Source organism: Stenotrophomonas sp. SMYL89 (assembly GCF_036319985.1).
Classification (GTDB): domain Bacteria; phylum Pseudomonadota; class Gammaproteobacteria; order Xanthomonadales; family Xanthomonadaceae; genus Stenotrophomonas; species Stenotrophomonas maltophilia_Q.
This window is the reverse complement of the sequence record NZ_JAWIRW010000006.1, coordinates 121149-146648: the sequence shown is the minus strand read 5'-3', so window position 1 is coordinate 146648 and position 25500 is coordinate 121149. Positions and strand designations below refer to the sequence as shown.

Annotated in this window: 20 protein-coding genes and 1 riboswitch; of the genes, 12 read left to right on the top strand and 8 right to left on the bottom strand. The window is 67.4% G+C overall.

Translation table 11 applies throughout. The annotated features are described in order from the left end of the window. The first annotated feature begins 77 nt into the window (after positions 1-77). Complete coding sequence (locus tag V3B41_RS09725) at positions 78-509, top strand: YkgJ family cysteine cluster protein (protein ID WP_029380125.1); 432 nt, start codon at positions 78-80, stop codon at positions 507-509. A gap of 145 nt (positions 510-654) precedes the next feature. Here V3B41_RS09725 and V3B41_RS09720 read toward each other — a convergent pair whose 3' ends face one another. From V3B41_RS09720 to V3B41_RS09705, 4 genes are all read right to left on the bottom strand, one after another. After that, on the bottom strand, positions 655-1545 hold the full coding sequence (locus V3B41_RS09720; RefSeq protein WP_049429807.1) for an alpha/beta fold hydrolase: 891 nt from the start codon (positions 1543-1545) through the stop codon (positions 655-657). 141 nt (positions 1546-1686) lie between these two features. Then, positions 1687-2703: a 3-oxoacyl-ACP synthase III gene (locus tag V3B41_RS09715; protein WP_049429808.1), complete on the bottom strand. Its 1017-nt coding sequence runs from the start codon at positions 2701-2703 to the stop codon at positions 1687-1689. A gap of 103 nt (positions 2704-2806) precedes the next feature. Next, a complete protein-coding gene (locus V3B41_RS09710) occupies positions 2807-3124 on the bottom strand; it encodes a DUF4156 domain-containing protein (protein ID WP_005407628.1) in 318 nt (105 codons plus the stop codon). 276 nt (positions 3125-3400) lie between these two features. Next, a complete protein-coding gene (locus tag V3B41_RS09705) occupies positions 3401-6250 on the bottom strand; it encodes a pitrilysin family protein (RefSeq protein ID WP_049429809.1) in 2850 nt (949 codons plus the stop codon). Positions 6251-6666: 416 nt separating this feature from the next. On the opposite strand from V3B41_RS09705, the gene V3B41_RS09700 reads away from it, so the two are divergent. After that, complete coding sequence (locus V3B41_RS09700; protein ID WP_005407626.1) at positions 6667-7143, top strand: hypothetical protein; 477 nt, start codon at positions 6667-6669, stop codon at positions 7141-7143. Between the two features lie 69 nt (positions 7144-7212). After that, a complete protein-coding gene (locus V3B41_RS09695; RefSeq protein ID WP_005407625.1) occupies positions 7213-7692 on the top strand; it encodes a tRNA (cytidine(34)-2'-O)-methyltransferase in 480 nt (159 codons plus the stop codon). Between the two features lie 99 nt (positions 7693-7791). Here V3B41_RS09695 and V3B41_RS09690 read toward each other — a convergent pair whose 3' ends face one another. After that, a complete protein-coding gene (locus tag V3B41_RS09690) occupies positions 7792-8955 on the bottom strand; it encodes an acyl-CoA dehydrogenase family protein (protein ID WP_049429871.1) in 1164 nt (387 codons plus the stop codon). A 257-nt stretch (positions 8956-9212) separates the two neighbouring features. Here V3B41_RS09690 and V3B41_RS09685 point away from each other — a divergent pair, with 257 nt between their 5' ends. Then, entirely contained in the window at positions 9213-10889 is a 1677-nt protein-coding gene (locus V3B41_RS09685) for an electron transfer flavoprotein-ubiquinone oxidoreductase (RefSeq protein WP_049429810.1), read from the top strand. Positions 10890-10954: 65 nt separating this feature from the next. Then, on the top strand, positions 10955-11356 hold the full coding sequence (locus V3B41_RS09680) for a c-type cytochrome (protein WP_049429811.1): 402 nt from the start codon (positions 10955-10957) through the stop codon (positions 11354-11356). Here the strand turns inward: V3B41_RS09680 and V3B41_RS09675 are convergent. Next, positions 11350-14946: a transporter substrate-binding domain-containing protein gene (locus V3B41_RS09675; protein ID WP_049429812.1), complete on the bottom strand. Its 3597-nt coding sequence runs from the start codon at positions 14944-14946 to the stop codon at positions 11350-11352. The two genes, V3B41_RS09680 and V3B41_RS09675, sit on opposite strands and share 7 nt — an antisense overlap. Positions 14947-15020: 74 nt before the next feature. Between V3B41_RS09675 and V3B41_RS09670 the strand changes: the two genes are divergently transcribed. From V3B41_RS09670 to pnuC, 7 genes are all read left to right on the top strand, one after another. Further along, complete coding sequence (locus tag V3B41_RS09670; protein ID WP_049421098.1) at positions 15021-15659, top strand: response regulator transcription factor; 639 nt, start codon at positions 15021-15023, stop codon at positions 15657-15659. Positions 15660-16037: 378 nt separating this feature from the next. Then, on the top strand, positions 16038-16808 hold the full coding sequence (locus V3B41_RS09665; protein WP_329860859.1) for a hypothetical protein: 771 nt from the start codon (positions 16038-16040) through the stop codon (positions 16806-16808). A 111-nt stretch (positions 16809-16919) separates the two neighbouring features. Beyond that, positions 16920-18908, top strand: a complete 1989-nt coding sequence (locus tag V3B41_RS09660) for a peptidoglycan-binding protein (protein WP_049429872.1) — start codon at positions 16920-16922, stop codon at positions 18906-18908. Positions 18909-19154: 246 nt separating this feature from the next. Further along, positions 19155-19562 (top strand): glycine zipper 2TM domain-containing protein, encoded by a 408-nt coding sequence (locus V3B41_RS09655; protein WP_049429814.1) that lies wholly within the window; start codon positions 19155-19157, stop codon positions 19560-19562. Positions 19563-19690: 128 nt separating this feature from the next. Next, a complete protein-coding gene (locus V3B41_RS09650; protein WP_329860856.1) occupies positions 19691-20824 on the top strand; it encodes a phosphotransferase in 1134 nt (377 codons plus the stop codon). A gap of 43 nt (positions 20825-20867) precedes the next feature. Further along, positions 20868-20963, top strand: a riboswitch (TPP riboswitch). A gap of 70 nt (positions 20964-21033) precedes the next feature. Further along, the gene (locus V3B41_RS09645; protein WP_329860854.1) at positions 21034-23223 is read left to right on the top strand and encodes a TonB-dependent siderophore receptor; all 2190 of its coding nucleotides are present in this window, start codon (positions 21034-21036) and stop codon (positions 23221-23223) included. An 8-nt stretch (positions 23224-23231) separates the two neighbouring features. Further along, positions 23232-23804, top strand: coding sequence for a nicotinamide riboside transporter PnuC (pnuC, locus tag V3B41_RS09640; RefSeq protein WP_197650222.1), 573 nt, complete (start codon positions 23232-23234; stop codon positions 23802-23804). Positions 23805-23906: 102 nt separating this feature from the next. On the opposite strand, the gene V3B41_RS09635 is transcribed toward pnuC, so the two are convergent. Both V3B41_RS09635 and V3B41_RS09630 read right to left on the bottom strand, forming a co-directional pair. Beyond that, positions 23907-24329, bottom strand: a complete 423-nt coding sequence (locus V3B41_RS09635; protein ID WP_197650233.1) for a hypothetical protein — start codon at positions 24327-24329, stop codon at positions 23907-23909. Positions 24330-24409: 80 nt separating this feature from the next. Next, positions 24410-25384: a Dyp-type peroxidase gene (locus V3B41_RS09630; protein ID WP_197650223.1), complete on the bottom strand. Its 975-nt coding sequence runs from the start codon at positions 25382-25384 to the stop codon at positions 24410-24412. Between the last annotated feature and the right edge of the window lie 116 nt (positions 25385-25500).

Genomic DNA, 25500 nt, shown 5'->3' with positions numbered 1-25500 from the left:
TCTTGCGCGGCGGCCCACTTCGTGGAAAATCCGCACCCTCGTTCCTGATTCCGACTGCCGCCCGAGGCGGCTTGCCCATGCAACATCCCTGCATGACCTGCGGCGCCTGCTGCACCCAGTACCGCGTGGCCTTCCACTGGATGGAATCGGACGAGGTCACCCCCGGCGGCGTACCGCACCAGCTGACCGAGGTGCTCGACCCGCATCGCCTGTGCATGCGCGGCACCCATTCCAAGCCAGTGCGCTGCGTGGCGCTGGATGCGCAGATCGGCGTGTATTCACGCTGCACCATCCACCCCAACCGGCCCAGCGTGTGCCGCGAGGTGGATGCATCGTGGGAGTACGGCAAGGCCAGCCCGCAGTGCGACAAGGCGCGCATTGCCTACGGCCTGGATCCGTTGACGCTGGCCGACTGGCGCTGGCGCGATGACGCCGACAATGACGACGACCATCCGGACGACAACGGCAACAGCCCGTCTTCGCCGCCGCAGGCGCCGGTCGCCGCGTGACCGGCGGGGTCGGATCCGTTTCCGGCACGGAAACGGCTCTGACCCCATGTACGACAACGCCGGGCATGGCCCGGCGCTACCGAAGGGTTCCGTCTCAGATGGGGTCAGAGCCCTCTCTGCGAGAGGGATCCGACCCCGCATCCGGTTACAGCGGGTTCTTGTCCAGGAACGCGCGGATCTCCGGCACCAGCACCTCGTGCTTGTCTTCCAGCACGTAATGCCCGGCATCCTCGAAGGCATGCACCTGGGCCCGCGGCAGCGCGGCCTGGAAGCCCTTCAGGAAATGATGGTCGAACACGAAGTCGCGCAGGCCCCAGCCGAGGAAGGCCGGGCGGTCGGCGAACGACGGCAGCGCCTTGCCGGCACGCTCCAGCAGCGACCACGCCTTGTCGGCCGGCGACAGCGGGATGTCCTGCATGAAGCGGATGGTGCTGATGCGGTTGGCGTAGCTGTTGTACGGCGACACATAGGCGCGGCGCACATCGGCCGGCATCTTCCGCTCCACGCCCAGCCACGAGGCACCGGACGAGAAGGCGTTGAAGGTGCGGATGATCCACTCGCCGATCTTCCAGTGGCGCCCCAGCGCGATCTGCCACGGCATCTTCTTCGCCGCCGGCATCGGGAAGGCAGCGGTGTTGAGCACCACCAGGCGCTTCACCTGCTCGTGGTGCGACAGCGCCCATCCGAAGCCGATCATGCCGCCCCAGTCGTGCACGGCCAGGGTCACCGGGCCGGTGATGCCCAGGTGCTTGAGCAGCGCATCAAGATCGTCCACACGCGACTGCAGCGTGTACTCGTAGCGGCTGTCGTCCGGCTTGTCCGACAGGCCCATGCCGATGTGGTCCGGCACGATGCAGCGGTACGTGTCCGACAGGCCTGCCACCAGCGTGCGCCAGTAATAGCTCCACGACGGGTTGCCGTGCACCATCACCACCACCTCGCCGTCGCGCGGGCCTTCGTCGAGATAGTTCATCGACAGGCCGGGGCGGACCTCGAAGCGCTGCGGGTGGGCGGGGTAACCGGGAAGATCGCGCATGCGGAGCACCTTGGAAGAATCGCGGCGCGGTGTAGCGCCGAGCCATGCTCGGCGGCTCTCCGGTCAGGCCGCGGAAGAACCGCGCTGTGCGCGTGAGCCGAGCGTGGGCTCGGCTCTACAGGGAGTCAGGCAGCGGGCTGCTTACCAGACCACTTCAGCCATCGAACAGTTCAGGCCCGAGCCGATGCCCAGAAGCGCGATGCGATCGCCCTTCTTCAGCTTGCCCAGCTGCTTGAGCTTGCTCAGCACGATCGGCACCGAGGCCGGGCCGATGTTGCCGTGCTCGCCGAAGATGGTCATGACCTTCTTCGGGTCGATGCCGAAGTTCTTGATGAACGCGGCGGTGTGCGGCTGGCTGACCTGGTGGATCACGAACTGGTCCAGCTCTTCCACGGCCCAGCCCAGGGCGATCTTGGCGGCGCTGAAGGTCTTCTGCGCCAGCTTGATGCCTTCGATCAGCAACAGGCGGGTGTCGGTGACCATGCGGTCCAGGTTGCCCAGGCACAGCTGGTTCCACTCGGTGGCCGAACGGGTCACGCCGCCCTTGTAGCGCGGCGCGTCCGGCACCAGCTCCGAGCGCGCCATCACCATCGCCGCGGCACCCGAACCGGTGGTCAGCGCGGCCAGTTCGTTGCGGAAGTCGTCGGCGGTGACGTCCGGGGCGGTCATGCGCTCCAGGGTCTTCTCGTACACCAGGTTGGCGGTCTCACCGTCCACCACCAACGCGTAGTCGATATCACCGCGCTCGATCATGCGCGCGGCGATATCCATGCCGTTGATGAAGGCCAGGCAGGCATTGGCGACGTCGAAGGTCATGCACTCGTCGCTGACGCCGAGGTTGCCCGACACGATGGAAGCGGTGGACGGTTCCAGGTAGTCGCGGCTGACCGAGGTATTGACCAGCAGGCCGACCTGCGTCGCATTGATGCCTGCGTCTTCCAGCGCCTTGCGGCCCGCCATGGTGGCAGCGTCGGACGCCAGCACGCCGTTATCCCACAGGCGGCGGGCGTGGATGCCGGCGATGTCGCCGAGCACGTCGGTGCGGATACCCAGGCGGTCCAACGTCGGCTGCAGCCGCTCGTTGATTTCCTTGGTCGTCAGCGTGTGCGGCGCGTCGACGTGTGCCAGGCCGGCGATCGAGACATTCTTGAAGAGCATCGAGGTTAGCGCCAAGGCTCAGGCAAAAGGGGGCGCTATTCTATAACCCCCGGGGCCTTCACCGCATCTTTACGAATTCAGCCTTGCCCGTATGGTGAAGCGTTCAGCGCGGCGGGCACTGGAACGCAGCAAAGCGCTGGCTGCCATCGGCGGGGGCCGCGGCGGCCTGCACGGCATTGGCGCCGGCACTCGGAGCCTCGTTGCGGGCCAGGGTTTCCAGCTCTTCCTGCACGCGCAGCGGGTTGCGGTTGTAGAAACCGACCTTGCTCTTCACGGTCACCACCACCTCGCCCTTGGCAATGCAGCCGGCCGGAACCGGGCCTGCCGGCAGCACGCGGGTCGCCTTGCCGGCCGGTTCGATCGGCACCCAGGTACAGGCGGTGACGGTGAGCAGCAGGGAGGAAAGCAGCAGAACGCGCATGGGCAGATCCTGGAAGGGTATGGGGGGATTCTGCCTGAACAGCCTGAATCGGGGGTAGCCGGGGCGGAGCCCAGGTAGCGGGGGGGGGGGGGCGGGGGGGGGGCGGCGGGGGCGCGCGGGGGGGGGGGGGGCGCGCCCGGCGGCGGGCCGGCGCGGACCACGCCGGGCCATGCCCGGCGAGCGCACAGCTCGGCATGGCTGGCCGCTGGAAGGCCGCCGGGCATGGCCCGGCGCTACCACGGGAGACCTGCCCGCCGTGGCGGGCAGGCACGTCCCTTATTTCTTGACCGGGTTGCCTTCGGCATCGATCACGGTCACCTCGCCCAGGTTCAGCGCGCGCACGGCCGCTTCGGTCTGCTTGAGGTCACCCACCACCACCCAGGTCAGCGCCTGCGGCTTGATCTCGGCGGCGGCCTGCTGCACCTGCGCCGGGGTCATCGCTTCGATCTCGGCCTTGCGACGCAGCACGTAATCGTCCGGGCGCTTGAATTGCACGATCGAGCCGATGGTCGATGCCACCGCGCTGGCGGTCTCGTAAGCACCCGGCAGGCTCAGGGTCTGGATGTTGCGGATGCGGTTCACCTCGTCGGCGGTGGCCGGCTTGCTGCCATCGGCAAACGCGGCGATTTCCTTGCGCATTTCCGCCATCGCCGGCCCGGTCTTGTCGATCTGCACCGGCGCGCTGGCCATCCACGGACGCTGGCCCACCGAGTTGACCGCGCTGCTGCGTGCACCGTACGACCAGTGCTTGTCTTCACGCAGGTTCATGTTCAGGCGCGAGGTGAAGTCGCCGCCGATCACGCCGTTGGCGATGTCGAAGCGGGTCGAGCTGGCAGCGCTGGAGGGCGCCACCACCTGGCCGGCGAACAGGTTGGCCTGCACCGCGCCCGGCTGATCGATCAGGAACACGCGCGGACCCTTCGGCAGCGCGACGTCGGTGGCCGCCTTCACCTGCGGAGCGTCGCCACTGGCCTTCCAGTCGCCCAGCTGCTTGTCCAGCAGCGGCACGATCTCGGCCAGGGTGGTGTCACCGACCACGATCAGGGTGCCGTTCTGCGGGCGCAGCCAGTCATGGTGGAAGTCGACCAGGTCTTCGCGGGTCAGGCCGTTGATCGCCGCTTCGTCACCGCTGCCGGTGAACGGAATGGCATACGGGTGGCCCTTGCCGTACAGCAGCGGCGGCAGCACGCGCATCGCCACCGCACCCGGGTTGACCTTCTCCTGCTGGATGCCGGCGATCCAGCTCGCCTTGACCCGGTCGATCTCGCCCTGTTCGAAGCGCGGCTCGCGCAGCAGGTCGCGGTACAGCGCCAGCGACGGCGCCAGGTTTTCCTTCAGCGCCGACAGGTCCACGCTCATCGAATCCAGGCCGGCCGAGGCGTCCAGGCTCGCGCCCAGCGCGTCGGCGGCATCGGCAAAGGCCAACGAACCGAGCTTGCCCGCACCCTCGGTCATCAGGCTCATGGTGAAGTTGGCGGTGCCCGGCTTGCGGCCCTGGTCGGCACTGAAGCCGCCCGGGAACTGGTAGCTGAACTGCACCACCGGAATCTCATGGCGCTCGGCCAGGATCACCTGCGTGCCGTTCTTCAGCGTGGCGCGCTGCAGCGCCGGGAACTTCAGCTGCGGGAACTCGCGGGTCTGCGGTACGCCGGCCTTGCGGTCGACCTGCTCCGGCAGGGTGCTGTACTTCGGGTCCACTGCAGGCACATTGAACGGCTTCGGCGCCTGGCTCGGGTCTTCCTTCAGTGCCACACGTTCACCCGGTGCGATCACCAGGGTGTGGCTGCCCTTGTCCAGCCACTGCGCGCCGAGCCGGCTCAGATCAGCGGCACTGGCCTTCTCGATGTTGGCCAGCGAGGTGCGGAAGCAGCCCGGGTCGCCGGTGAACACCGCGCACTCGGCCAGTGCGTCGGCCTTGCCGCCGAAACCACCGATGCGCTCAATGCCGCGGATGAAACCGGCGCGGGCACCGGTCTTGGCGCGCTCCAGCTCGGCCGCGGTCGGGCCCTGCTTGATCAGCCGGTCCAGTTCCTCGTCGATGATCTTCTCGACCTTGGCCGGGTCCTGGCCCTGCTTGACCGTCGCCATGATCACGAAGTTCGAACCCAGCTGCGAGGTCGACAGGCCCGACGCGATGCTGTCCACCAGCTTGTCCTGGTGCTGCAGGCGCTGGCTCAGGCGCGAGGACTTGGCACCGCCCAGCACCTGCGCGAACAGCTGCAGCTGATCGACCTCGGTGGTGCCGACCTGCGGCACGTTCCAGGCGCGGTAGATGCGCGCCTGCGGCACCTTGTCGGTCATCGTCTCGCGGGTATCGGCAGTGCGCTTGGCCACGTTCACCGCCGGCTGCGCCATGGTCGGGCCGGCCGGAATGCTGCCGAAGTACTTGCCGACCTTTTCCTTGGCGGTGGCCAGGTCGATGTCACCGGCCAGCACCAGCACCGCATTGTTCGGGCCGTACCAGGTGCGGAACCAGGTTTTCACGTCATCCAGCGACGCGGCGTTCAGATCGTTCATCGAACCGATCACGCCGTGGTGGTACGGGTGGCCCACCGGGTACATCGCCTTGTTGAGCTGGTCCCAGGCCTGCCCGTAGGGTTGGTTTTCGCCCTGGCGCTTCTCGTTCTGCACCACGCCGCGCTGCTCGTCCAGCGCCGCCTGGTCGATCGCGCCGACCAGGTGGCCCATGCGGTCCGATTCCATCCACAGCGCCATGTCCAGCGCGGTGGTCGGCACGTTCTCGAAGTAATTGGTGCGGTCGGTATTGGTGGTGCCGTTCTGGTTGGTGGCACCCACCTGCTTGAACGGCTCGAAGAATTCGCCGCTGTGGTTTTCGCTGCCCTGGAACATCAGGTGTTCGAACAGGTGCGCGAAGCCGGTGCGGCCGGCCGGTTCGTCCTTGCTGCCGACGTGATACCAGACGTTGACCGCGACGATCGGCGCCTTGCGATCGGTATGCACGATCACGCGCAGGCCGTTGGGCAGGGTGAACTGCTCATACGGGATATCGACCCTGGCCGGTGCGGCCGGCTTTGCCGCCAACGCATGGGAAGGCACAAGCGTGCCCAGGGCGGTGCTGAGGGCGACGGCCAGCAGCGCAGCGCGCGGGCGAAGGGCGAGAGACATATCCGGATCCTTGGTCACATAGGTGAACCCCGATCCTAGCGTGCGCACGCAATGGCAGGAATCGGTCGCCAGTCACTGGGGGTGTTTGCCCCGATTCGCCATCCGGGCAGCCGTCCCAGGCCGGCGTGGGAAGTCACATGCGCCCGCAGCAGGCGTCCGGACAGTGTCCGCGGTGCATCGAATGGACAGGTGTCCGCCCACCGGACACCTTTCTATCCCAAAAAAACCCTTGTAAATCAACAACTAAAAGTTGGCACGAGGATTGCTTGGTAGTTCCTGCGCCAGGAAGGGCTTCAGACAAAAGCTGACTGAAGACTGAACAAATGCGGGAAATCGAAAATTTTCCTTGCAAGCCCAGAATTGGTGTACTACCTTACTACCACACCACCGATCACCAACACTAAACAGGCCCCGTCATGAACGCCAAGACCATTGCCATCGCCATCGCCCTGATCGCCGGCACCGCGGTTGTTTCGTCGGTGCAGGCCTCCGAATCCATCAAGACCCTGTCTACCGTGCAGGTCCGCCCGGCCGCCGACCAGCTGGCCCAGCAGGCCTGGGAACAGGCCAGCGGCATCCCGACCCTGGCCACCGTGGAAGTGCGCCCGAGCGCCGACCAGCTGGCCGAGCGCAGCGGCTACGTCGCCGCCCCGGTCGCCGCCGCGATGCCGATCACCACCCTGGCCTCGGTGGAAGTGCGCCCGAGCCTGGAACAGCGCGTCGCCCTGGCCGCCGAACTGGAAGCCCAGCGCTACGCCGCCACCCTGGCCGCCGCCGCCACCAGCGTCGCCAACCAGGTGATCGTCAACCTGCCGGCCCTGCAGGTGCGTCCGAGCGCTGCCGACCTGCAGGCCCTGGCAACCGAAACCGCCCAGGTCCTGCTGCGCCCGTAAGCGGTGCCGCCCTGCCTCGCGCAGGGCGTGCGCCGTAAAGGCGGCGGCCGTCGCAGGTACACTGCGCCGATGAATGCCGCGCCCCAGTTCCACGTGATCCTGTTCCAACCGGAAATCCCGCCCAACACGGGCAACGTGATCCGGCTCTGTGCCAACACCGGCGCGCAGCTGCACCTGGTCGAGCCACTCGGCTTCGCACTGGAAGACAAGCAGCTCAAGCGCGCCGGCCTGGACTACCACGAGTATTCGCGCCTGCAGGTGCACCCCGACCTGGACACAGCGCTGGCGCGAATCGCACCGAAGCGGTTGTTCGCCCTGAGTACGCGTGCCAGCGTCCGCTATGACAGCGTGGCGTTCGAAGACGGTGATGCGTTCCTGTTCGGCCCGGAAAGCCGCGGCCTGCCGCAGGACGTGCTCGATGCCCTGCCTGATGGCCGCCGCCTGCGCCTGCCGATGCGGCCGGACAACCGCAGCCTCAATCTATCCAATACCGTTGCCGTGGTGATGTACGAGGCCTGGCGCCAGCACGGGTTTGCCGGCGGGGCGTGAAAGAAAGCAGCCGAGCATGGGCTCGGCTCTACACGTACGCTCCTTTAGAGCCGAGCCCGCGCTCGGCTCCCCCGTATCGCGTCCGGAAACCGGATAGCGTCAAAACGCGTTGATGCCGGTCAACTCACGCCCGATCACCAGCTGGTGCACGGTCTCGGTGCCTTCATAGGTGATCACCGATTCCAGGTTCAGCGCATGCCGGATCGCCACGTGTTCGGTGGTGATGCCGGCCCCGCCCAGCAGGTCGCGGCACTCGCGGGCGATATCAATGGCCATGCGGCAGTTGTTCCACTTGGCCAGGCTGACCTGCTGCGGCTGCAGCTGGCCAGCTTCCTTCAGGCGGCCCAGCTGCAGTGCCAGCAGCTGCGCGGTGGTGATGCGGCGGGCCATCTCGGCCAGCTTGATCTGCGCGCTCTGCGTGGCCGCCAATGGGCGGCCGAACAGCACGCGCTCCTTGGCGTAGCCCAGCGCCTCATCCAGGCAGGCGATGGCGGCACCGATCGGGCCCCAGCTGATGCCGTAACGGGCCTGGGTCAGGCAGCCCAGCGGGCCCTTCAGGCCTTTTACGTTCGGCAGGCGGTGGCTGTCGGGCACGCGCACGTCGTCGAAGAACAGCGCGCCGGTCAGCGACGCGCGCAGGCTCATCTTGTGCTTGATTTCCTGCGTGGTGAAACCGGCCATGCCTTTTTCCAGCACGAAGCCCTGGATGCCGTCCTCGGTCTGTGCCCAGACGATGGCCAGGTCGGCCACCGGGCCGCTGGTGATCCACATCTTGCTGCCGCTGATGCGCCAGTCGCTGCCGTCGCGCACCGCGCGGGTCTTCATGCTGGCCGGGTCGGAACCGCCGTGCGCCTCGGTCAGGCCGAAACAGCCGATCAGTTCGCCGCGGGCCATCGCCGGCAGCCATTGCAGGCGCTGTTCTTCGCTGCCGTAGGCGTAGATCGGGTACATGCACAGCGAGCTCTGCACCGACACGAAGCTGCGCAGGCCCGAGTCACCGCGCTCCAGTTCCTGGCAGATCAGGCCGTAGCTGACCGCACCGAGGCCACCGCCGCCGTACTCGGCCGGCAGGGTCGCACCGAGCAGGCCCAACGAGGCGATCTCCGGCACCAGTTCGTCGGGGAAACGTGCCTGGTCAAAGGCATCGCCGATGATCGGCAGCACCCGCTCGTTGGTGAAGCGGGCGACGCTCTCCTGTACGGCGCGCTCTTCCTCGTTGAGCAGGGAACGGACATCGAACAGATCGTACGGATGCAAAGCCATGGCACTCACACGCAGTCAGGACCCGGCCATTGTCGGTCATCCGGGCAGAGCGTGCCGACCAAGGTCGGCATCCACCAGAGCTGCGGCCCTACGCTGCATTGCAGCAATCCGGGTGTGAACATCGGCGATCTAGCTGGATCCGGCGCGTCCCGGTACCCTGACACATTCAAACAACCGTTTCGCCCGTGGCCGCACGCGCGATTCCCAGGCACCGCCGGTGGCCCCGATGCCGGCCCTACCCACGAGTCATGCAATCGATGAGCGCTGAAGCCAACGCCCTGCCCCCGCGTGAAGTAATGGAATTCGACGTGGTGATCGTCGGTGCCGGCCCCGCCGGCCTGGCCACCGCGATCCGCCTGCGCCAGCGCGCGATCGAAGCCGGCCGCGAGCTGTCGGTGTGCGTGCTGGAAAAGGGATCCGAACCAGGCGCTCACGTGCTGTCCGGTGCGGTGATGGACCCGCGCGCGCTGACCGAACTGTTCCCGGACTGGGCCGAGCGCGGCGCACCGCTGAAGCAGAAGGTCACCCGCGACGAATTCCTGTTCCTCAGCGAAACCGGTTCGCGCGGCACGCCCAACGCGCTGCTGCCGGAGTGCTTCCACAACGAAGGCAACTACATCATCAGCCTGGGCGAAGTGACGCGCTGGCTGGCGCAGCAGGCCGAGGCGCTGGAAGTGGCCATCTTCCCGGGCTTCGCCGCCGCCGAAGTGCTCTATGGCGACAACGGTGAAGTGATCGGCGTGGCCACCGGCGACATGGGCATCGAGAAGGACGGCAGCATCGGCCCGGCGTTCGAGCGCGGCATGGCCCTGCAGGCGAAGTACACGATCTTCGCCGAAGGCGCGCGCGGCCACCTGGGCCGCCAGCTGATCGCACGCTACAAACTGGACGAAGGCAAGGACCCGCAGGCCTACGGCATCGGCATCAAGGAACTGTGGCAGATCGACCCGGCCAAGCATGAGCCGGGCCTGGTGGTGCATGCCGCCGGCTGGCCGCTGGACAGCGACACCTACGGCGGCGCGTTCCTGTACCACGCCGACGGCGGCAAGGTCGCCATCGGCTACGTGGTCGGCCTGGACTACAAAAACCCGTGGCTGAGCCCGTTCGAGGAATTCCAGCGCTTCAAGACCCACCCGGACATCCGCAAGCACCTGGAAGGCGGCACCCGCATCGGCTACGGCGCACGCGCGATCACCGCCGGTGGCCTGCTGTCGTTGCCGAAGACGGTGTTCCCGGGTGGCGCACTGGTCGGCTGCGAGGCCGGCTACCTCAACGCCAGCCGCATCAAGGGCAGCCACGCGGCGATCAAGACCGGCATGCTGTGCGCCGACGCCGCGTTCGACGCGCTGGCTGCTGACCGCCAGCACGATGAACTGAGCGCCTATCCGAAGGCGTTCGAAGCCAGCTGGCTGTTCACCGAACTGCAGCAGGCCAAGAACTTCAAGCAGTGGTTCAAGAAGGGCCAGACCGTGGCCACGCTGATGACCGGCGTGGAGCAGTGGCTGCTGCCCAAGCTGGGCGTGCGCAACCCGCCGTGGACCCTGCACCGTACCCAGCCGGACCACGCCTGCCTGGAACCTGCGTCCAAGCACACCCGCATCGCCTACCCCAAGCCCGATGGCGTGCTGACCTTCGATCGCCTCAGTTCGGTGTTCCTGAGCAGCACCAACCACGACGAGAACCAGCCCAGCCATCTGACGCTGAAGGATCCGAGCATTCCGGTGAAGGTGAACCTGGCCGAGTACGCCGGCCCGGAAGCGCGCTACTGCCCGGCCGGCGTGTACGAGTTCGTTGGCGAAGCCGACAACGCGCGGCTGCAGATCAACGCGCAGAACTGCGTGCACTGCAAGACCTGCGACATCAAGGACCCCACCCAGAACATCGTGTGGGTGACCCCGCAGGGCGGCGGCGGCCCGAACTACTCGGGCATGTGATCGCCACGGGCTGCGACCGAGCGTCGCAGTCCATCGCTTGCCGCGCACCGCTATCCTGCCCGCCCATGCGTGCATCACTCCCGCTCATCGCTGTTGCCGTGGCCCTGGTCGCCACGGCCTGCCAGCGCCCGCCTGCAGCGCCCCCCACGCCGGAACAGGCGCACCAGCAGGCCATGCAACGCGCGTTCGAGTTGTGTGCCGGCTGCCACACCGTGCAGCCTGGCGGCATCCACCGCTTCGGCCCGAACCTGCACGGCGTGATCGGCCGTCGCGCCGGCAGCCTGCCCGACTACGGCTATTCCGACGGCATGCGCCGCGCCGACATCACCTGGTCCGCACAGACCCTGGATGCGTTCCTGCAGTCACCCACCCATGTTGTACCGGGCACACGCATGTACAACGCCTTCCCCAGCGCCGAACGCCGTGCGCTTGTGATCGCCTACCTGCAGCAGCAGTCGGCTCAGTGAGCCAGCCGCTGCAACTGCTGTTGCAGCCGCGCCACGAATGCCGCCACCGCGGCGAACAACGGCACCGGATCGGTCTCGGCCGCGTCCTGCAGGCGCTCGACCAGTGCATTGGCCTGCCCGGCCAGTGCCGTCGCCCCCACCGCACCCAATCCACCCGCCTGACGATGCAGGTGCAGCGCGGCAGCCTCACGGTCGCCGGCCTCCAGCGCGCGCTGCACAGCGGCCAGGTCACCTTCACTGGCCTGCAGCAGGCTGTCGCGCAACTGCTCGGCCACGGCCTGTGAACCGAAGCGCTGTCGCAGCGTGGCCAGGTCAGGCAGCATCACGCCGTCGGTGGCGGACTCCAGCACCGCCTCCTCGAACCGTTGACCCTGCGCCTGCGGCAACCAGCGCAACAGGGCCGCGCGCAGCGTCGCCAATGACAATGGCTTGGCCAGCACCTCATCCATGCCGGCTTCACGGCAACGACGCGCATCGTCGTCCAGCACGCTGGCGGTCAGCGCCAGCACGGCCAGCCGGGGTTGCCCGGTGCGTCCCTCGCGCTCGCGCAGAAGCCGGGTGAAGGCGAAACCATCCAGTACCGGCATACGGCAATCGGTAATGACCAGATCAAAGTGCTCCGATGCCAGGCGATCCAGCCCCTGCTGGCCATCACCGACCAGCACGTGCGGCACGCCCAGCTGCTGCAGCCGCCAGGCCATCATCGCCTGGTTGGTCGGATGATCCTCGATCACCAGCACGCGCGCCTGGCGCAGAGCCGACGGCAGCAGGGCAGCCTGTTCCTGTTCGGCAGCCAGCGCTTCAGCATCGGCAATGCCCGCTTCCACCAGCGATAGCCGTACCTCGGCGCAGGTACCTTCGCCGAGGGTACTGTGCAGCTCCAGCTCGCCCTCCATCATCTGCACCAGGCGATGGCAGATGCTCAGACCGAGGCCGGTACCACCATGGTCGCGCTGGATGTAGGCGCCGGCCTGGGTGAACGGCGCGAACAGGTGCTGCACCTGTTCGGGCGCGATGCCCATGCCGGTGTCGGTGACGCTCAGGCGGAGCGGTTGGCGGCCATCTTCGGAGGTCGGGCCCATCACCTCCACCTGCAGCCGCACTTCGCCGCTCGGGGTGAACTTGATGGCATTGCTGAGAAGATTGAACACGATCTGGCGCAGACGAACGCCATCCACTTCATGGGCCGCTGCCAACTGCGGATCGATCTGTACCTGCAACGCCAGGCCGCGCGCGCTGGCCTGTGCGGAGAGCAGGCGGCACACGCTTTCCAGCAACGGCCTCAGCGGTTGTGGTACCGGCTCCAGCCGCAATGCGTTGGCCTCCAGCCGCGAGTAGTCGAGGATGTCGTCAAGGATCTGCCGGAGCATCTGTGCCGAGTCCTCGATCACGCCAAGGATGCGCTTCTGCTCTGCATCCAGCGGTGAGTGCGCCAGCACTTCCAGCATGCCCAGCACGCCACTCATCGGCGTGCGGATCTCATGGCTCATGGTCGCAAGGAAACGGGATTTCGCCTCGGCCGCCTGCTCGGCCTCGGCCTTGGCTGCGGTCAGGGCATCGGCCTGCGCACGGGCCTCGCTGGCATCCACCCAGTAGCCACTCCAGGTCACCACTCCGGCCTCGGCGGCATAGGGTTGCGCCTGGGTACGCACCCAGCGCGGGCCTGCGCCGTCGCCACGCAGGCGGAATTCCAGCACGAGCGGTGCGAACTGGTGCGCGGCCTGTTCGACGGCCTGCAGGATGCGCGCGCGATCGTCCTCTTCAACACGTTCCAGCAGCATCCTGGCGTCCTGCTCGGCCTGCTGCCGGGTGATCCCGAACAGGGCCTGCAGGTCGCCGGCAATGAACGGGAAGCTGAGCGTGCCATCAACCTCGCGACGGGCCTGGTAGACCACGGCAGGCAGGTTGTCGGTCACTTCGGCCAGACGCTGCTCCAGGTGGCGCCGCCCGGCCACTTCACGGCGCAGGCGCCAGTAGCCGATGCCATGGACCAGCAGCGCGGTCAGCAGCACCAGCAGCAGTGGTACGCCCCAGCGCAGCGCACCGCTCCAGTTGATGCCGTTGCGGTACTCGACCGCCAACCAGTCACCGCGCAGCGCCTCGCGCTCGCGTGGAGTCATCTGCATCAACAGCCGGTCGAAGGTTGTGGCCAGGGCGGCATGGCGGCGCTCCACCGCCAGCACCAGCTGGTCGTTGAAGCCCGCCGGCGCAGCCACCTGCAGGCGGCCCGGGAAGCGGTCGCGCAGCAGATGATCAACCACGGCCAGATTGCCGACGTAGGCGTCGGCCTCGCCATCGATAAGTCGCTGCAGCGCCTGCTCCGCACTGCGCGCGGCGATGATCCTGGCCTGTGGCGCCTGCTGCAGCACGTAGCCACGCACGCGCTCGGGATCGGAAAGCAGCACGCGCTTGCCCTGCAGGTCCGACAGGCCCAGCAACGCCGCCCCGTCGTGGCGGCTGACGATCACGTTGGGCACGCTGATGAAGGGCTGGCTGAACACCCACTCCGGGCCCAGGTAGCGCGAATCGGCCGGAATGCCCATCACGGCCTGCACCTCGCCACGGCGCGCCTTCTCGCGTACCTCGAACCAGTCATGGCTGTTCTGCGGCTGCAGATTGGCACCGGCCTGCGTCAGCCGCTGCAGGTATTCGCTGGCCAGGCCACTGGGCCTGCCCTTCTCATCGGCGAACGACAGCGGCGCAGCGTTCGGTGCAAAACCGACCTTCAACGGCGTCTCCAGCACCCGCTGCTCGGCCTGGCTCAGGGCCAGCTGTGCCGAGGCCGACCACTGCGGCGGCGGCAGCCAGCGCCGCGCCAACGCGTCGCGCTGGGCCTGGCTGGTCGCGGCCAGGGCGACGTCCAGCGCTTCGGCCAACGGCTGCTTGCCGTTGGGAACCCCGAAATGCAGCCGCTCGGGAGGCAGATCACTGGGCCTCAGCAGCACCACGCCCTGCAGACGCTCACGCGCGATCAGCTCGTTGGCGACATAGGCGTTGCCGATATAGACGTCAGCTTTGTCGTCTCTGACCATTAGCAATGCCGCAAGCGAGCTGTTTGCGACAAGCTGCCGCGCGCGCGGGAAACGCGCGCGCACCTGCGGACCGGTCAGGAAATCCTGTTCGATCACCACCCGCAGGCCATCCAGATCGGGGGTATCGGAAGCGCGCAGATCGCCCGGTCGCCCCACCAGGGCCAGCGGCGACTCGCCATAGGCCGCGGTGTAGACCATGCAGCGGGTACGGTCGGCGCTCAGAGCGACGTTCATGACCACATCGATCTCGCCACGGCACGCCGCATCCAGCACGGATGTCCAATCGGGGTAACGACGGGCTTCGACCTTCACACCCAGATGATGGGCAAGAAGCGACAGATAATCCGGCCCCAGGCCAACCTGCTGGCCATCACGGAGGGACTCGAACGGTGGCCAGCCGCTGTCATACTGGCCCACGACGATGCTTGGATGGGCGGCGAGGTACTCGCGCTGCATGGAGCTGAGCGGCAACAGCCCAGGCACCGCCTGTGCCAGCGCCACGGGCAGCACCAGCACGGCCAGCAGCAGGACCAGCCCGCGAACAGCCCAGCTACGCATCGGCGTCGATCTCCTAGAATCCTGACAGGGCCGCGATGGTCGCGGTCCGGCTTGCCCGGTGGCCATACTAGAGCATGAGCTTGCGCATCATCATCGCAGACGACCACCCGGTGGTCCGTATCGGTACCCGCGCCGTCATCGAGTCGAGCGGGGTTGGCCGCGTGGTCGGCGAGGCCGACAGCGCGCAGGCGCTGATGGCCCTGCTCGGAAGCCAACCCTGCGACCTGCTGGTGACCGACTACTCCATGCCGGGCAGCCCACAGGCAGACGGCTTCGCCATGATCGGCATGATCCGCCGCCGCTACCCCGACCTGCCGGTGCTGATGCTCAGCGTCTCCAACAACCTGGCGATCCTGCGCATGGTGCTCGACAGCGGTGTGCTCGGTCTGGTCGACAAGAGCTCGTCGATGGACGAACTGCCGCAGGCCATCCAGGCGGTCTACCGGGGCCAGCCCTACATCAGCCGCAGCCTGCGTGAGCGGGTCGAGGCTGCGGGCAGCTGGCGCATGCGCGAGGGTGATGGCAAGCCCCTGTCACCGCGCGAAGTGGAAGTGCTGCGGCTGCTCGGCACCGGCATGACGGTGAAGGAAATCTCGCTGCAGCTGCACAAGAGCGTCAGCACCATCAGCCGGCAGAAGGGCGACGCCATGCTCAAGCTGGGCCTGAAGGGCGACGCCGAACTGTTCGACTACCTGCGCGACGGCAAGATCTGAGAACCAGATCACACTGTAGGGGCCTCTGTCACCGCCCTCTTTGACCGGCCGCCATTCTGTGCCAAGATGATCCGGCATGGGTTTTCAATGCGAGGTCGAAGGAATCGACCGGCTCATGTCCTCGCTCCCGTCCCTGGTGGATGGGGTGCGGTTTCCTGCCGGCCGTCTGGCCCGGCAACGCTGACCATGGAGAGGCGCATGCATCACCCCCCCGAGCTACGTTGGACCCTGCCGTTGCGGCCCCTGCGCGCATTCGCGGCGTGCCTGCTCGTCTCTCTTTCCGCTGCCGCCTGCAGCGCCGCCGATCCGGCCCCCTCGTCCTCCCAGCCTGGTGCCCCCGTGCAGGCTGCCGATGCGCCCCGACAGGATGTTGCCCCGATGCAGAACACCTCTCCCGACACCGCCGTCACCCCGCCCGACGCGCCGACCGTGATGTACTTCACCTACCAGGTGGACGGTGATGGCGCGACCTCCTACGAGGTACAGAACGGCAGCGTGGCGACCTTCTGGTTCGGCCACACTTTCACCCTCGACGGCACCACGTATTACACGGGTTTCTCCTGGGATACCCGCGAGCACTACGGCAAGCCGGGCGAGCAGTCACCGGCCGGCCCGGATGACCGCGCCAACCTCGCCGAGGCCACCTTCGTGCTGGCCGGCAGCGATGCGAACAAGCCCTGGAAGTTCCGTGGCCAGGAATGGACCATCGGCGCACTGGGCGCCTACGACAAGGCCGACGACGTCGATACACGGCGCAAGCCGCTTGAACACCGCACCGCCGACGGCCGCCTGCTGCTGGCGGTGCCAACCAGCAGCTTCGACCGTGGCATCAGCAGCACCGGCTACGCGCTGCTGCTGTTCAACCCCAAGCGCAGCGAAGACAACGTGGACAGCAAGGTCTGGCGCTATGTCGGCTCGGTGCGCACCGGCGAGGACAACAGTGCCGCCTGCGACGAGGGCAACGTGATGCCCTGCACCGACAGCGATGGCGAGCTGGCGTTCGCTGCCGACGGCAATGGCCTGCCGCGACTGACCGTGACCTTCAAGGGCACCACCATCGACGCCCCGGGCAAGACCCGTGCGCTGGCTGCCGGCGACGCCGTGCACTACACCTTCGACAGCGCGACCCAGCAGTACGTCGCGCCCTGATTGCCACCCGCACACGCGGGTTACCTGTTGACCGACATGTTCTTGACTCATGGATGAGTCCGGTTGGCGATTCGCGGCACGCGCCGCTCCATCAACCCCGAGGAAGACGTCATGGCACAGCATGACTACAGCAGAAAGGAAGTCCTGGACATCGTCGAGCAGGTCGCCCGGCACAAGGGCATTCCCGTCGATGATTTCATGCGCTTTGCGCACATCGAGACCGGCGGCACGTTCAACGAGCGCGCCCACAACACCTCGTCCGGCGCCAAGGGCCTGTTCCAGTTCGTGCCCGGCTCCGCGCGCCAGTATCACCTGACCGGCCACGAGTTCGACCCGACCCGCAACACCGAAGCGGCCGCACAGATGTACCAGGACAACCTGGACTCGATGGCACGCCGCAACGAACGCACTGGCCACCCGTACCTGTCCGGTGGCAGTACGCCGACCGGGCTGGACCTGTACCTGGCCCACCAGCAGGGCAGCGCCGGCTATGGCTCGGTGCAGACCGCAATCGCCACCGGAACCTTCGGCGTGGTGCGCAACGGCCATGGTGAAGAGATCAACATGCGCCGCAACGTGCTCAACCAGATCGGCTCCGATGCCAAAGCGCTCACCGGCCACACCCTGGCCGAGATGCGCGGCATGAACGATGGCGACCTGGCGCGCACCTTCTCCAGCTACTACATCCACAAGTACGCGGCGATCAGCATTCCGGAAAAGAACATCGCGCCGCAGACGGTGGCGTCGGGCCAGGGCCAGGCCCAGACCCCGGCAGCGGCCAGCGCCGCCGTGGCGGCCGGTGCTGCCACGCTGGCGGCGACCGCAACCGCTGCTGCCGCGCCGAAGCCGGGCATCGAACTGCAGGCGGCCTACGAGGCCGGCGTGAAGTACGACCACGTCAAGTACGCCATCAACATCCCGGGCCACGCGCTGTACGTACCGGGCAAGACCGGCAAGAACGTGGAGCAGGGCTACATCGACTGTTCCGGCTGGGTCGGCACGCTGCAGAACCGCACCATGGACGAGATCAACCAGAAGGCCGGGCATGCGGTGTTCAGCAAGGCCGATCGCATCGACCTGGGCAACCTGGGCTCCGGCGGCATCGTGCGCAAGGCATTCGACCAGTCCGGCGTGCTGCTTGACCGCGACGCGATCCTGAAGCCCGATGCGCTGAAGGAAGGCATGATCATCGGCCTGGATACGGCCAGGACCCGTCACGAGCATTGGAACGGCATCGACCACATCGTGATGGTGGTGCGCGACCCCAACACCGACAAGCTGCTGATCAGCCAGTCCACCGGCAGCAAGGGCGTGCACACCATGCCGGTGGAGGACTACCTCAAGCAGGTGAAGGAGCACCCGAACTGGAAGCTGTACGCCTCCGATCCGCTGTCCAAGGCGCGCGACCTGCTGGAAAACCGCACCCAGTCGCATGAGCAGACCCAGGGCAAGCCTGCCGCCGAGCACAAGGCCGCTGCCACGCCGCACGCCGAACTGTACAAGCAGGGCGCGCACAGCGAGGGCGTGCGCAAGGTGCAGGAGCAGCTGGGCCACCTCGGCTACGTCGGTGCCGACGGCAAGCCGCTGGTCGAGGATGGCCGCTTCGGCCGCAACACCGACGCGGCGGTGCGCCAGCTGCAGAAGGACAACGGCCTGGTGGCCGACGGCATTGTCGGGGTGAAGACGCTGGAGGCCATCAAGGAAGCCCGCGAACGGCCGTTGCTGAACGACGAGCGGCACCCGCGCAATCCATTGTTCATCCAGGCCAGCAAGGGTCTGGAACTGATGCCGGCAGGCACCTTCAAGGATCGCCATGCGCTGGAAAGCGCCGCTGCGGCCCTGACCAAGGAGGCGCATGCCGCCGGCCTGCAGCGCATCGACACGGTGGTGCCGAGCCCGAACGGTGAGCGCCTGTTTGCCGTGCAGGGCACGATCGGTGACCCCGCCGCCAGCCGCGTGGCGGTGGATACCCGTGCCGCCAGCGAGCAGAGCCTGGCGCTCAGCAGCGGTGCCGTGCAGGGCGCGCCGAACGTGCTGCACCAGCAGCAGGATGCCCAGCAGGAGCAGGCCCGGCAGGCACAGAAGGCGATGGGCGTCTAAGCCCGCAGCGCCTTGGGAGAGAAGGGAGGGCCACGTCCGCGTGGCCCTTTCCCTTTCTGCCAGCTGAGCGGCCGCAGCCGCTTTCAGCCTTGCTTCATGCCGCCTGCCGCTAGATGAATGCGCAAGCCGACCGGTGGACCAGGCAATGTTCCGGCAATGTTGGAACGCCAGCGTGGACACCACGGCAGCCGGGGCGCCCCGCGCCCTCCCTGCCCAGCGTGGCATGCACCTCACAGGAGAACGAACATGCTCAGTACTTCCACACTCAGCTTCCGTGGTCTGGCGATGGCGCTGGCACTGGTTGCCGGTGTCGCCGTGGTCAGCGATGCCAGCGCGATGTCGAGGAAGGACAAGCGCACCCTGGTCGGCGCCGTGGTCGGTGGCGTGGCCGGCAACCTGCTCTCCAACGGCGATCCTGCGGCCACCGTCGGTGGTGCCGTGGCCGGCGGCGCGATCGGCAACCTGACCACCTCCGACCGCCGCGACCGTCGCTATTACGACAATCGCTATTACGACAACCGCTACGACCGCCGCTACGATCGTGGCTATTACCGCAGCGGCTATTACGACCGTGGTGACGACCATCGCTGGCAGCGCGAGCGCTACTACGACAACCGCTACTACCACGACCGCGGCCGCCATCGCGGCTGGTAAGCGGCGCGGCGGCATCATCGCAGGTGATGCACGGACGGGCGGGTCGATGACCCGCCCGTTTGCGTTGGCCGTGGTCATGGCGTTGAATGCGCAGCCTTGGATGTGATTTTTCCCACTCGGGCTGCGGCATGACGTCTTCCTCCCACCGCGTGCAGGGCCTCAACAACGACGAGGTCGCTGCCGACTGGCCACCCATCAGCGCCGCGGACATCGCGTGGCTGGGTGCGCGCTACCCGCAGCTGGGCGAGCACAGCCAGGCCCGCTGGCACAGCCCGCGACCACTGTCGGCCGCCGCCATCGTCGACGGCGTGGACGGCGTGGACGGCGCGGTGTTCGTCAAGCGCCATCACCACAGCGTGCGCAGCGCGGCCTGCCTGGAAGAAGAACATCGCTTCATCGCCCGTCTCGCCGCAGGGGGCGTACCGGTGGTGCAGGTGCTGGCGGCGACCGATGGCCGCACGGCCGTTGAACACGGCGAATGGACCTTTGAACTGCATGCCGTCGGCGTGGGCGAAGACGTCTACCGCGACGCCGTGTCGTGGTCGCTGCTGACCGATGTCGCGCAGGCACGCGAGGCGGGCCGCATGCTGGCCACGCTGCACCGCGCCGCCGCCCGCTACCAAGCGCCCCAACGCAGTACCCACCTGCTGGTCGCGCGCGACGATCTGATCCGCGCCGACGATCCGATCGCGGCAATCAAGTCAGGGCTGCACGAACGCCCCGGCCTGGCACGTTACCTCGCACGCATCCCATGGGAGGCGCAGCTGCAGCGCGACGTGCTGCCGTGGCACGCCGGCCTGGCCGCGCGCCTGCGCGACGAGCCGCGGCTGTGGGCGCACAACGACTGGCATGTGTCCAACCTGCTGTGGCGCGACGGGCAGGTCAGCACCGTGCTGGATTTCGGCCTGGCCTCGCCCACCAGCGCGCTGTTCGACCTCGCCACCGCGATCGAGCGCAACGCGGTGGCGTGGCTGGAACTCGAGCGCGGCATGGAGGCGGTGCGCATCGATATCGCGCTGGCCCTGCTCGACGGCTACCGCCAGGTACTGCCGCTGTCTGCGGCACGCGTGCACCTGCTGGCCGACCTGCTGCCGATGGTCCATTTCGACTTCGCACTGTCCGAAGTGGAGTACTTCGAAGGCATCACCGGCTCCACCGCGAACGCGGACGTGGCGTGGCAGCCCTTCATGCTGGGGCACCCGGCATGGTTCCACAGCGCGCCGGGACAGGCACTGCTGCAGGCCCTGCACGCGGCAGCCTGAAGGGCGCCGGCTCGCAAATCCGTACCATTTGTAGTGAAATGGCCACCTGAAGCGGGGGTGCCTGGATCTGCCAGGCTGAGAGAGTCCCTTGGAACCTGATCCGGTTTGCACCGGCGTAGGGAGCTTTGAGCCGCAGCCACACCCCCGTCATGGGCCGGTGCACCTGCGCGCCGTCGCTTCGTCTCCCTTGTTGTCCGAAGACGAACCGAATGAACAGCTGCCTGCGCCCCACCCTGCTTTCCCTCGCCCTCTGCGCCGCGCTGCCATTGCACGCCAGCGGGGCCGATGCGTCCCCCGATGCGGCTGCCACCGGCGCCGAACGCTCGCCGACCGAACTGGCAGCGGTGCGCGTGCAGGCCGGCAGACCGAAGACCGATACTTCGCGCGTGAATGCCTTCGGTGGCGGCAGCTGGAAGGACACGCCGGCGTCGGTGAACGTGCTTGAGCGCGACTACCTCGATCGCCGCCAGGTGCGTTCGCTGTCCGAGCTGGCCAGCAACGATGCCTCGCTGGGTGATGCGTATGCGCCGGTGGGTTACTACCAGAACGTCGCCATCCGTGGCTTCGCACTGGACCCCGCCACCGGCTACCGCTTCAACGGACTGTCCATCGCCGGCGAACAGCGCCTGGCGCTGGAGAACGTGCAGTCGGTGGAGATCCTCAAGGGTGAAGCCGGCCTGGCCGCAGGCGTGATGGCGCCCGGCGGCATCATCAACTACATCGGCAAGCGCCCGGCCGAAGTGCGCACCGCCACGCTCGGTACCGATTCGGAAGGCTCGCGCTACGTCGCCGTCGATGTCGGCCACTGGATCACCCCGCGTTTCGGTCTTCGCCTGAATGCCGCCTGGGACTCCAGCAATTCCTATGTCGAGCACGCCGATGGCCGTCGCAACTTCTACTCGCTGGCGGCCGACTGGCTGATCGGCGAGCGCGGCAAGCTGGAAGTGGATGCCAACTACCAGACCAGCTCGCAGCGTTCGGTGTCCGGCTACCAGCTGCTGGGCGCACGCGACCTGCCGCGCGGCGTCGACCGCGAGCACCTGCTCGGCTACCAGCCGTGGCAGCGCCCGGTGGATATCGCCAGCACCAACATCACCGCCCTGCACACCTACGATTTCAACGACGCCTGGCAGTCGCGCGTCTCGGTCGGCCACAGCCGCTCGGTGATCGACGACAACGTCGCCTTCGCCTACGGCTGCTACTACGCCGTGCAATGCGCCGATGGCAGCGTGCCAGGCAACTACTTCGCACCCAACGGCGACTACGACATCTACGACTACCGCAGCCCGGACGACACCCGACGCAACCAGCAGGCCCGTGCCGAGCTGCGCGGTCGCTTCGAGACCGGCAGCGTCGGCCACCAGCTGACCGTCGGCGCCGACTACTTCCGCCGCACCGTGGACAAGCGCCCCAGCGTCAACGAGTACGTCGGCACCAGCAACATCCACGAAACGCCGGTGCCAGTGTTCGAGCCGTCGCCGAAGATGCCAGGCCCGTCCGCACGCCGCCTGGACAGCCGCCAGACCGCGTTCTTCGCGCTGGACCGGATGAGCTTCGGTGATGACTGGCAGTGGCTGGCCGGTGGCCGCTTCGTGCGCCTGGACGAGCGCGCCTACGACAAGCGCGGCACCCCGCAGCGCCACAGCCGCCTGTCGCGCTTCCTGCCACAGACCGCCGTGGTATGGAAGGCCACCGACCAGCTCAACGCCTACGCCAGCTACGTGCGTGGCATTTCGTTGGGCCAGGAAGCGCCGTTCTGGACCAGCAATGCCGACACCTTCCTGCCGTCGGTGCAGTCGCGGCAGCTGGAAGTGGGCGTGAAGTACGTGCCGGTCGAGGCGCTGACCCTGGGCGCGGCGGTGTTCCGAATTTCGCAGCCGTACCAGTACGCCAAGCCCGACAACAGCGACGTGGGCTACACCTTCGTCGAGGAAGGCACCCAGACCCACACCGGCCTGGAGCTGACCGCCAACGGCCAGCTGACGGACGCATTGCAGATCGTGGCCAGTGCAAGCCTGCTGCAGGCGCGTGCTCGCGATACCGGCACGCCCACCTATGAAGGCCATCAGCTGGTGAACGTACCGAAGGTTCGGGCCAGTGTGCACCTGGCCTATGCGCTGCCCTTCGTGCAGGGTCTGGACGTGACCGGTGGCTGGCGCTATGCCGGTGCCAAGGTGGCCCGCGCCGACGGCGGCGTGCGTGCACCGGACTACTCGGTGTTCGATGCCGGCCTGCGTTTCCAGCATCGCCTGCACGACCGTGCAGTAACCTGGAACCTGTCGGTGGACAACGTGTTCAACCGCTTCTACTGGCGTGATACCGGCAGCAGCGGCGGTGACTACTACCTGTTCCCCGGCGCGCCTCGACAGGCCCGCCTGTCGGTGACGTTCGCGCTGTGAGCGGCGTGATGCTCGAGTGGACCGCCGCCCTTTGCAGCATCCTCGGTGTCTGGCTGATGGCCCGGCGCCGGCTGGCGGCGTGGCCGGTGGGCCTGCTGTCGGTGACGCTGTACGGGCTGGTGTTCGCCGAGGCCAAGCTGTACTCGGACACCCTGCTGCAGGTCGCCTTCGGTGGCTTCCTGGTCTACGGCTGGCTCAACTGGCGGCAGCATGCCGTCGATGAGGGCAGCATCCGCATCGTGCCGCTGGCGCGCGGCAAGCTGCTGCGCGACCTGGCCATCGGCCTGTGTGGTGGCGTGGCGCTGGGAGCCGGCATGCACACCTTCACCGACGCCGCGCTGCCGTGGCTGGACGCGATGCTGACCACACTGAGCCTGGTTGGCCAGTGGTGGCAGGCGCGACGCCACGTGGCCTGCTGGTGGGTGTGGATCGGGGTGGACGTGGTCTACGTGGGCGCGTACCTGTTCAAGTCGCTGCACGTGACTGCCGCGCTGTACGTGTTCTTCCTGGGCCTGGCCGTGTTCGGCCTGCGTGCATGGAGCGCGGCCGCACGCGAACCGCAGGTGGCGCCGGTTCGTTGATGCGGATGGCCGGGCTGGGCACCGGTAGTCGCCAACCTTGGTTGGCGCGTGCGTGCCGACCAAGGTCGGCATCTACCCAGCACATTCACGCATGGCGTGGATCTACTGGGTAAGCAGCAGGCCCAGCCGCAGCGGCTGGCGCATGTCCGCCGGCGGGGCTGCCTGCAACGGCGCGGCCTGCAGCGTCGCGCGCAGGTCTGCGTCGACCTGGGCATCACCCAGGCTGTCGAACTCCAGCTTCGAGATGCGGCCGTCCGCCGCAATCCACAGGCTCACCGGCAGCGGCGTGGGTGTATCCGGGTGTGCACGCAACCACTCCACCACGCGCTGCGCCTGCGGGTCCTGCTCCTGCTGCAGGCGCTGCTGCAGCTGGCCCCCCACGGTGGCGGCATAGGCCATCCAGTGCGCAGGGGCCTCCTGCGCGGAAACGCTGGCACTCCCCAGTGCCAACGCGCCGAACAACGCAGCCAGCGGCCGCCACCAGCGCCGCGCGCCGGTCCCGTTCCCAGTCCTGACCATCGCCAGCCTCCTGCACTCCCATCCAGCGCGCCATGGTCGGCGCCATAGATGACAGGCAGATGGCGGGCCGTGATGGCCCGGCGCGATCAGTCGCCAAGGTCGGCCAGCACCTTGCGAGAAGGCGCAAAGAAGGTCACGCCGGTAGTGGCGGTGGAGAAGTCGAGGATGCGGTCGTGCAGCGGCGCGGGATTGCCGATGAACATGCGCTCGAGCATCTTCTCGATCACCCACAGGCGGCGCGTGTAACCGATGAAGTAGGTGCCGTACTCGCCACGGCCCGGGTTGGCGAACGGCATGTTGTCGCGCAGGATCTCGTGCTCGCCGTCGGCGTCTTCAATGGTGCACAAGGTCTTGTGCGACTTCTGCGCATCCGCCGGTGCGTCATCCAACTCGATGTTGTCGTGCTTGGTGCGGCCGATGATCGCTTCCTGCGCCTCGGTCTTCTGAGCGCGCCACGCATCGAGGTTGTGCAGGTACTTCTGCACCACCACGTAACTGCCGCCGGCATGCTCCGGGTCTTCGTCACCCACGATCGTGGCTTCCGGCAACGACAGCCCTTCCGGATTGGCGGTGCCGTCGACGAAATCGAGCAGGTCGCGGCCATCGAAATAGCGGAAACCGGCTACGTCATCGACCGCTTCCACCGCATCGCCGAAGGCCATCAGCAGGTTGCGCTCGAACGCCACGATCAGATCCATGGTGCGTGCGCGGATGTGATACAGCAGGTCACCCGGCGTGGAAACAGCGGTATGGGTCGCGCCCTTGATCTCGCGGAAGGGCTTGAGCTCGCGCGGTGGCGTGGTGCCCACCAGCGGCTTCCACACGCGGTGACCAATGGCCACGTTGCAGGTAAAGGTGCGCTCGATCTCGCGGATGGCGGTGTTCTTGATCAGGTCATCGGTGCTGGCCAGCACCTCGCGCGCCTTGGCGATCGACGCTTCGTCACCCTTCACCTTCAGCACCAGGAACGCCGCCGAATGGGTCAGCGGCGCAGTGATCTGCTGCGGCTCGTTGTCGAGCGTGTGGTTGAGGGCGGTGATCGGTGCGGGCTGGGAGTTCACGGCGGTTCCTGCTGGCTTGAGGCGGGCGCATCGCGTGGCGATGTGCGGGCGATCATAGCGGAACCACCTGACCGGGGACGGAGCGGTTCTCGTTCCGTCCACCAGCGAAGGTACGA

Excerpts from the sequence above, each read along its gene's own strand:
- V3B41_RS09725 (WP_029380125.1), top strand. The coding sequence starts at position 78 with ATGCAACATCCCTGCATGACCTGCGGCGCCTGCTGCACCCAGTACCGC.
- V3B41_RS09720 (WP_049429807.1), bottom strand. The coding sequence starts at position 1,545 with ATGCGCGATCTTCCCGGTTACCCCGCCCACCCGCAGCGCTTCGAGGTC.
- V3B41_RS09715 (WP_049429808.1), bottom strand. The coding sequence starts at position 2,703 with ATGCTCTTCAAGAATGTCTCGATCGCCGGCCTGGCACACGTCGACGCG.
- V3B41_RS09710 (WP_005407628.1), bottom strand. The coding sequence starts at position 3,124 with ATGCGCGTTCTGCTGCTTTCCTCCCTGCTGCTCACCGTCACCGCCTGT.
- V3B41_RS09705 (WP_049429809.1), bottom strand. The coding sequence starts at position 6,250 with ATGTCTCTCGCCCTTCGCCCGCGCGCTGCGCTGCTGGCCGTCGCCCTC.
- V3B41_RS09700 (WP_005407626.1), top strand. The coding sequence starts at position 6,667 with ATGAACGCCAAGACCATTGCCATCGCCATCGCCCTGATCGCCGGCACC.
- V3B41_RS09695 (WP_005407625.1), top strand. The coding sequence starts at position 7,213 with ATGAATGCCGCGCCCCAGTTCCACGTGATCCTGTTCCAACCGGAAATC.
- V3B41_RS09690 (WP_049429871.1), bottom strand. The coding sequence starts at position 8,955 with ATGGCTTTGCATCCGTACGATCTGTTCGATGTCCGTTCCCTGCTCAAC.
- V3B41_RS09685 (WP_049429810.1), top strand. The coding sequence starts at position 9,213 with ATGAGCGCTGAAGCCAACGCCCTGCCCCCGCGTGAAGTAATGGAATTC.
- V3B41_RS09680 (WP_049429811.1), top strand. The coding sequence starts at position 10,955 with ATGCGTGCATCACTCCCGCTCATCGCTGTTGCCGTGGCCCTGGTCGCC.
- V3B41_RS09675 (WP_049429812.1), bottom strand. The coding sequence starts at position 14,946 with ATGCGTAGCTGGGCTGTTCGCGGGCTGGTCCTGCTGCTGGCCGTGCTG.
- V3B41_RS09670 (WP_049421098.1), top strand. The coding sequence starts at position 15,021 with ATGAGCTTGCGCATCATCATCGCAGACGACCACCCGGTGGTCCGTATC.
- V3B41_RS09665 (WP_329860859.1), top strand. The coding sequence starts at position 16,038 with ATGCAGAACACCTCTCCCGACACCGCCGTCACCCCGCCCGACGCGCCG.
- V3B41_RS09660 (WP_049429872.1), top strand. The coding sequence starts at position 16,920 with ATGGCACAGCATGACTACAGCAGAAAGGAAGTCCTGGACATCGTCGAG.
- V3B41_RS09655 (WP_049429814.1), top strand. The coding sequence starts at position 19,155 with ATGCTCAGTACTTCCACACTCAGCTTCCGTGGTCTGGCGATGGCGCTG.
- V3B41_RS09650 (WP_329860856.1), top strand. The coding sequence starts at position 19,691 with ATGACGTCTTCCTCCCACCGCGTGCAGGGCCTCAACAACGACGAGGTC.
- V3B41_RS09645 (WP_329860854.1), top strand. The coding sequence starts at position 21,034 with ATGAACAGCTGCCTGCGCCCCACCCTGCTTTCCCTCGCCCTCTGCGCC.
- pnuC (WP_197650222.1), top strand. The coding sequence starts at position 23,232 with ATGCTCGAGTGGACCGCCGCCCTTTGCAGCATCCTCGGTGTCTGGCTG.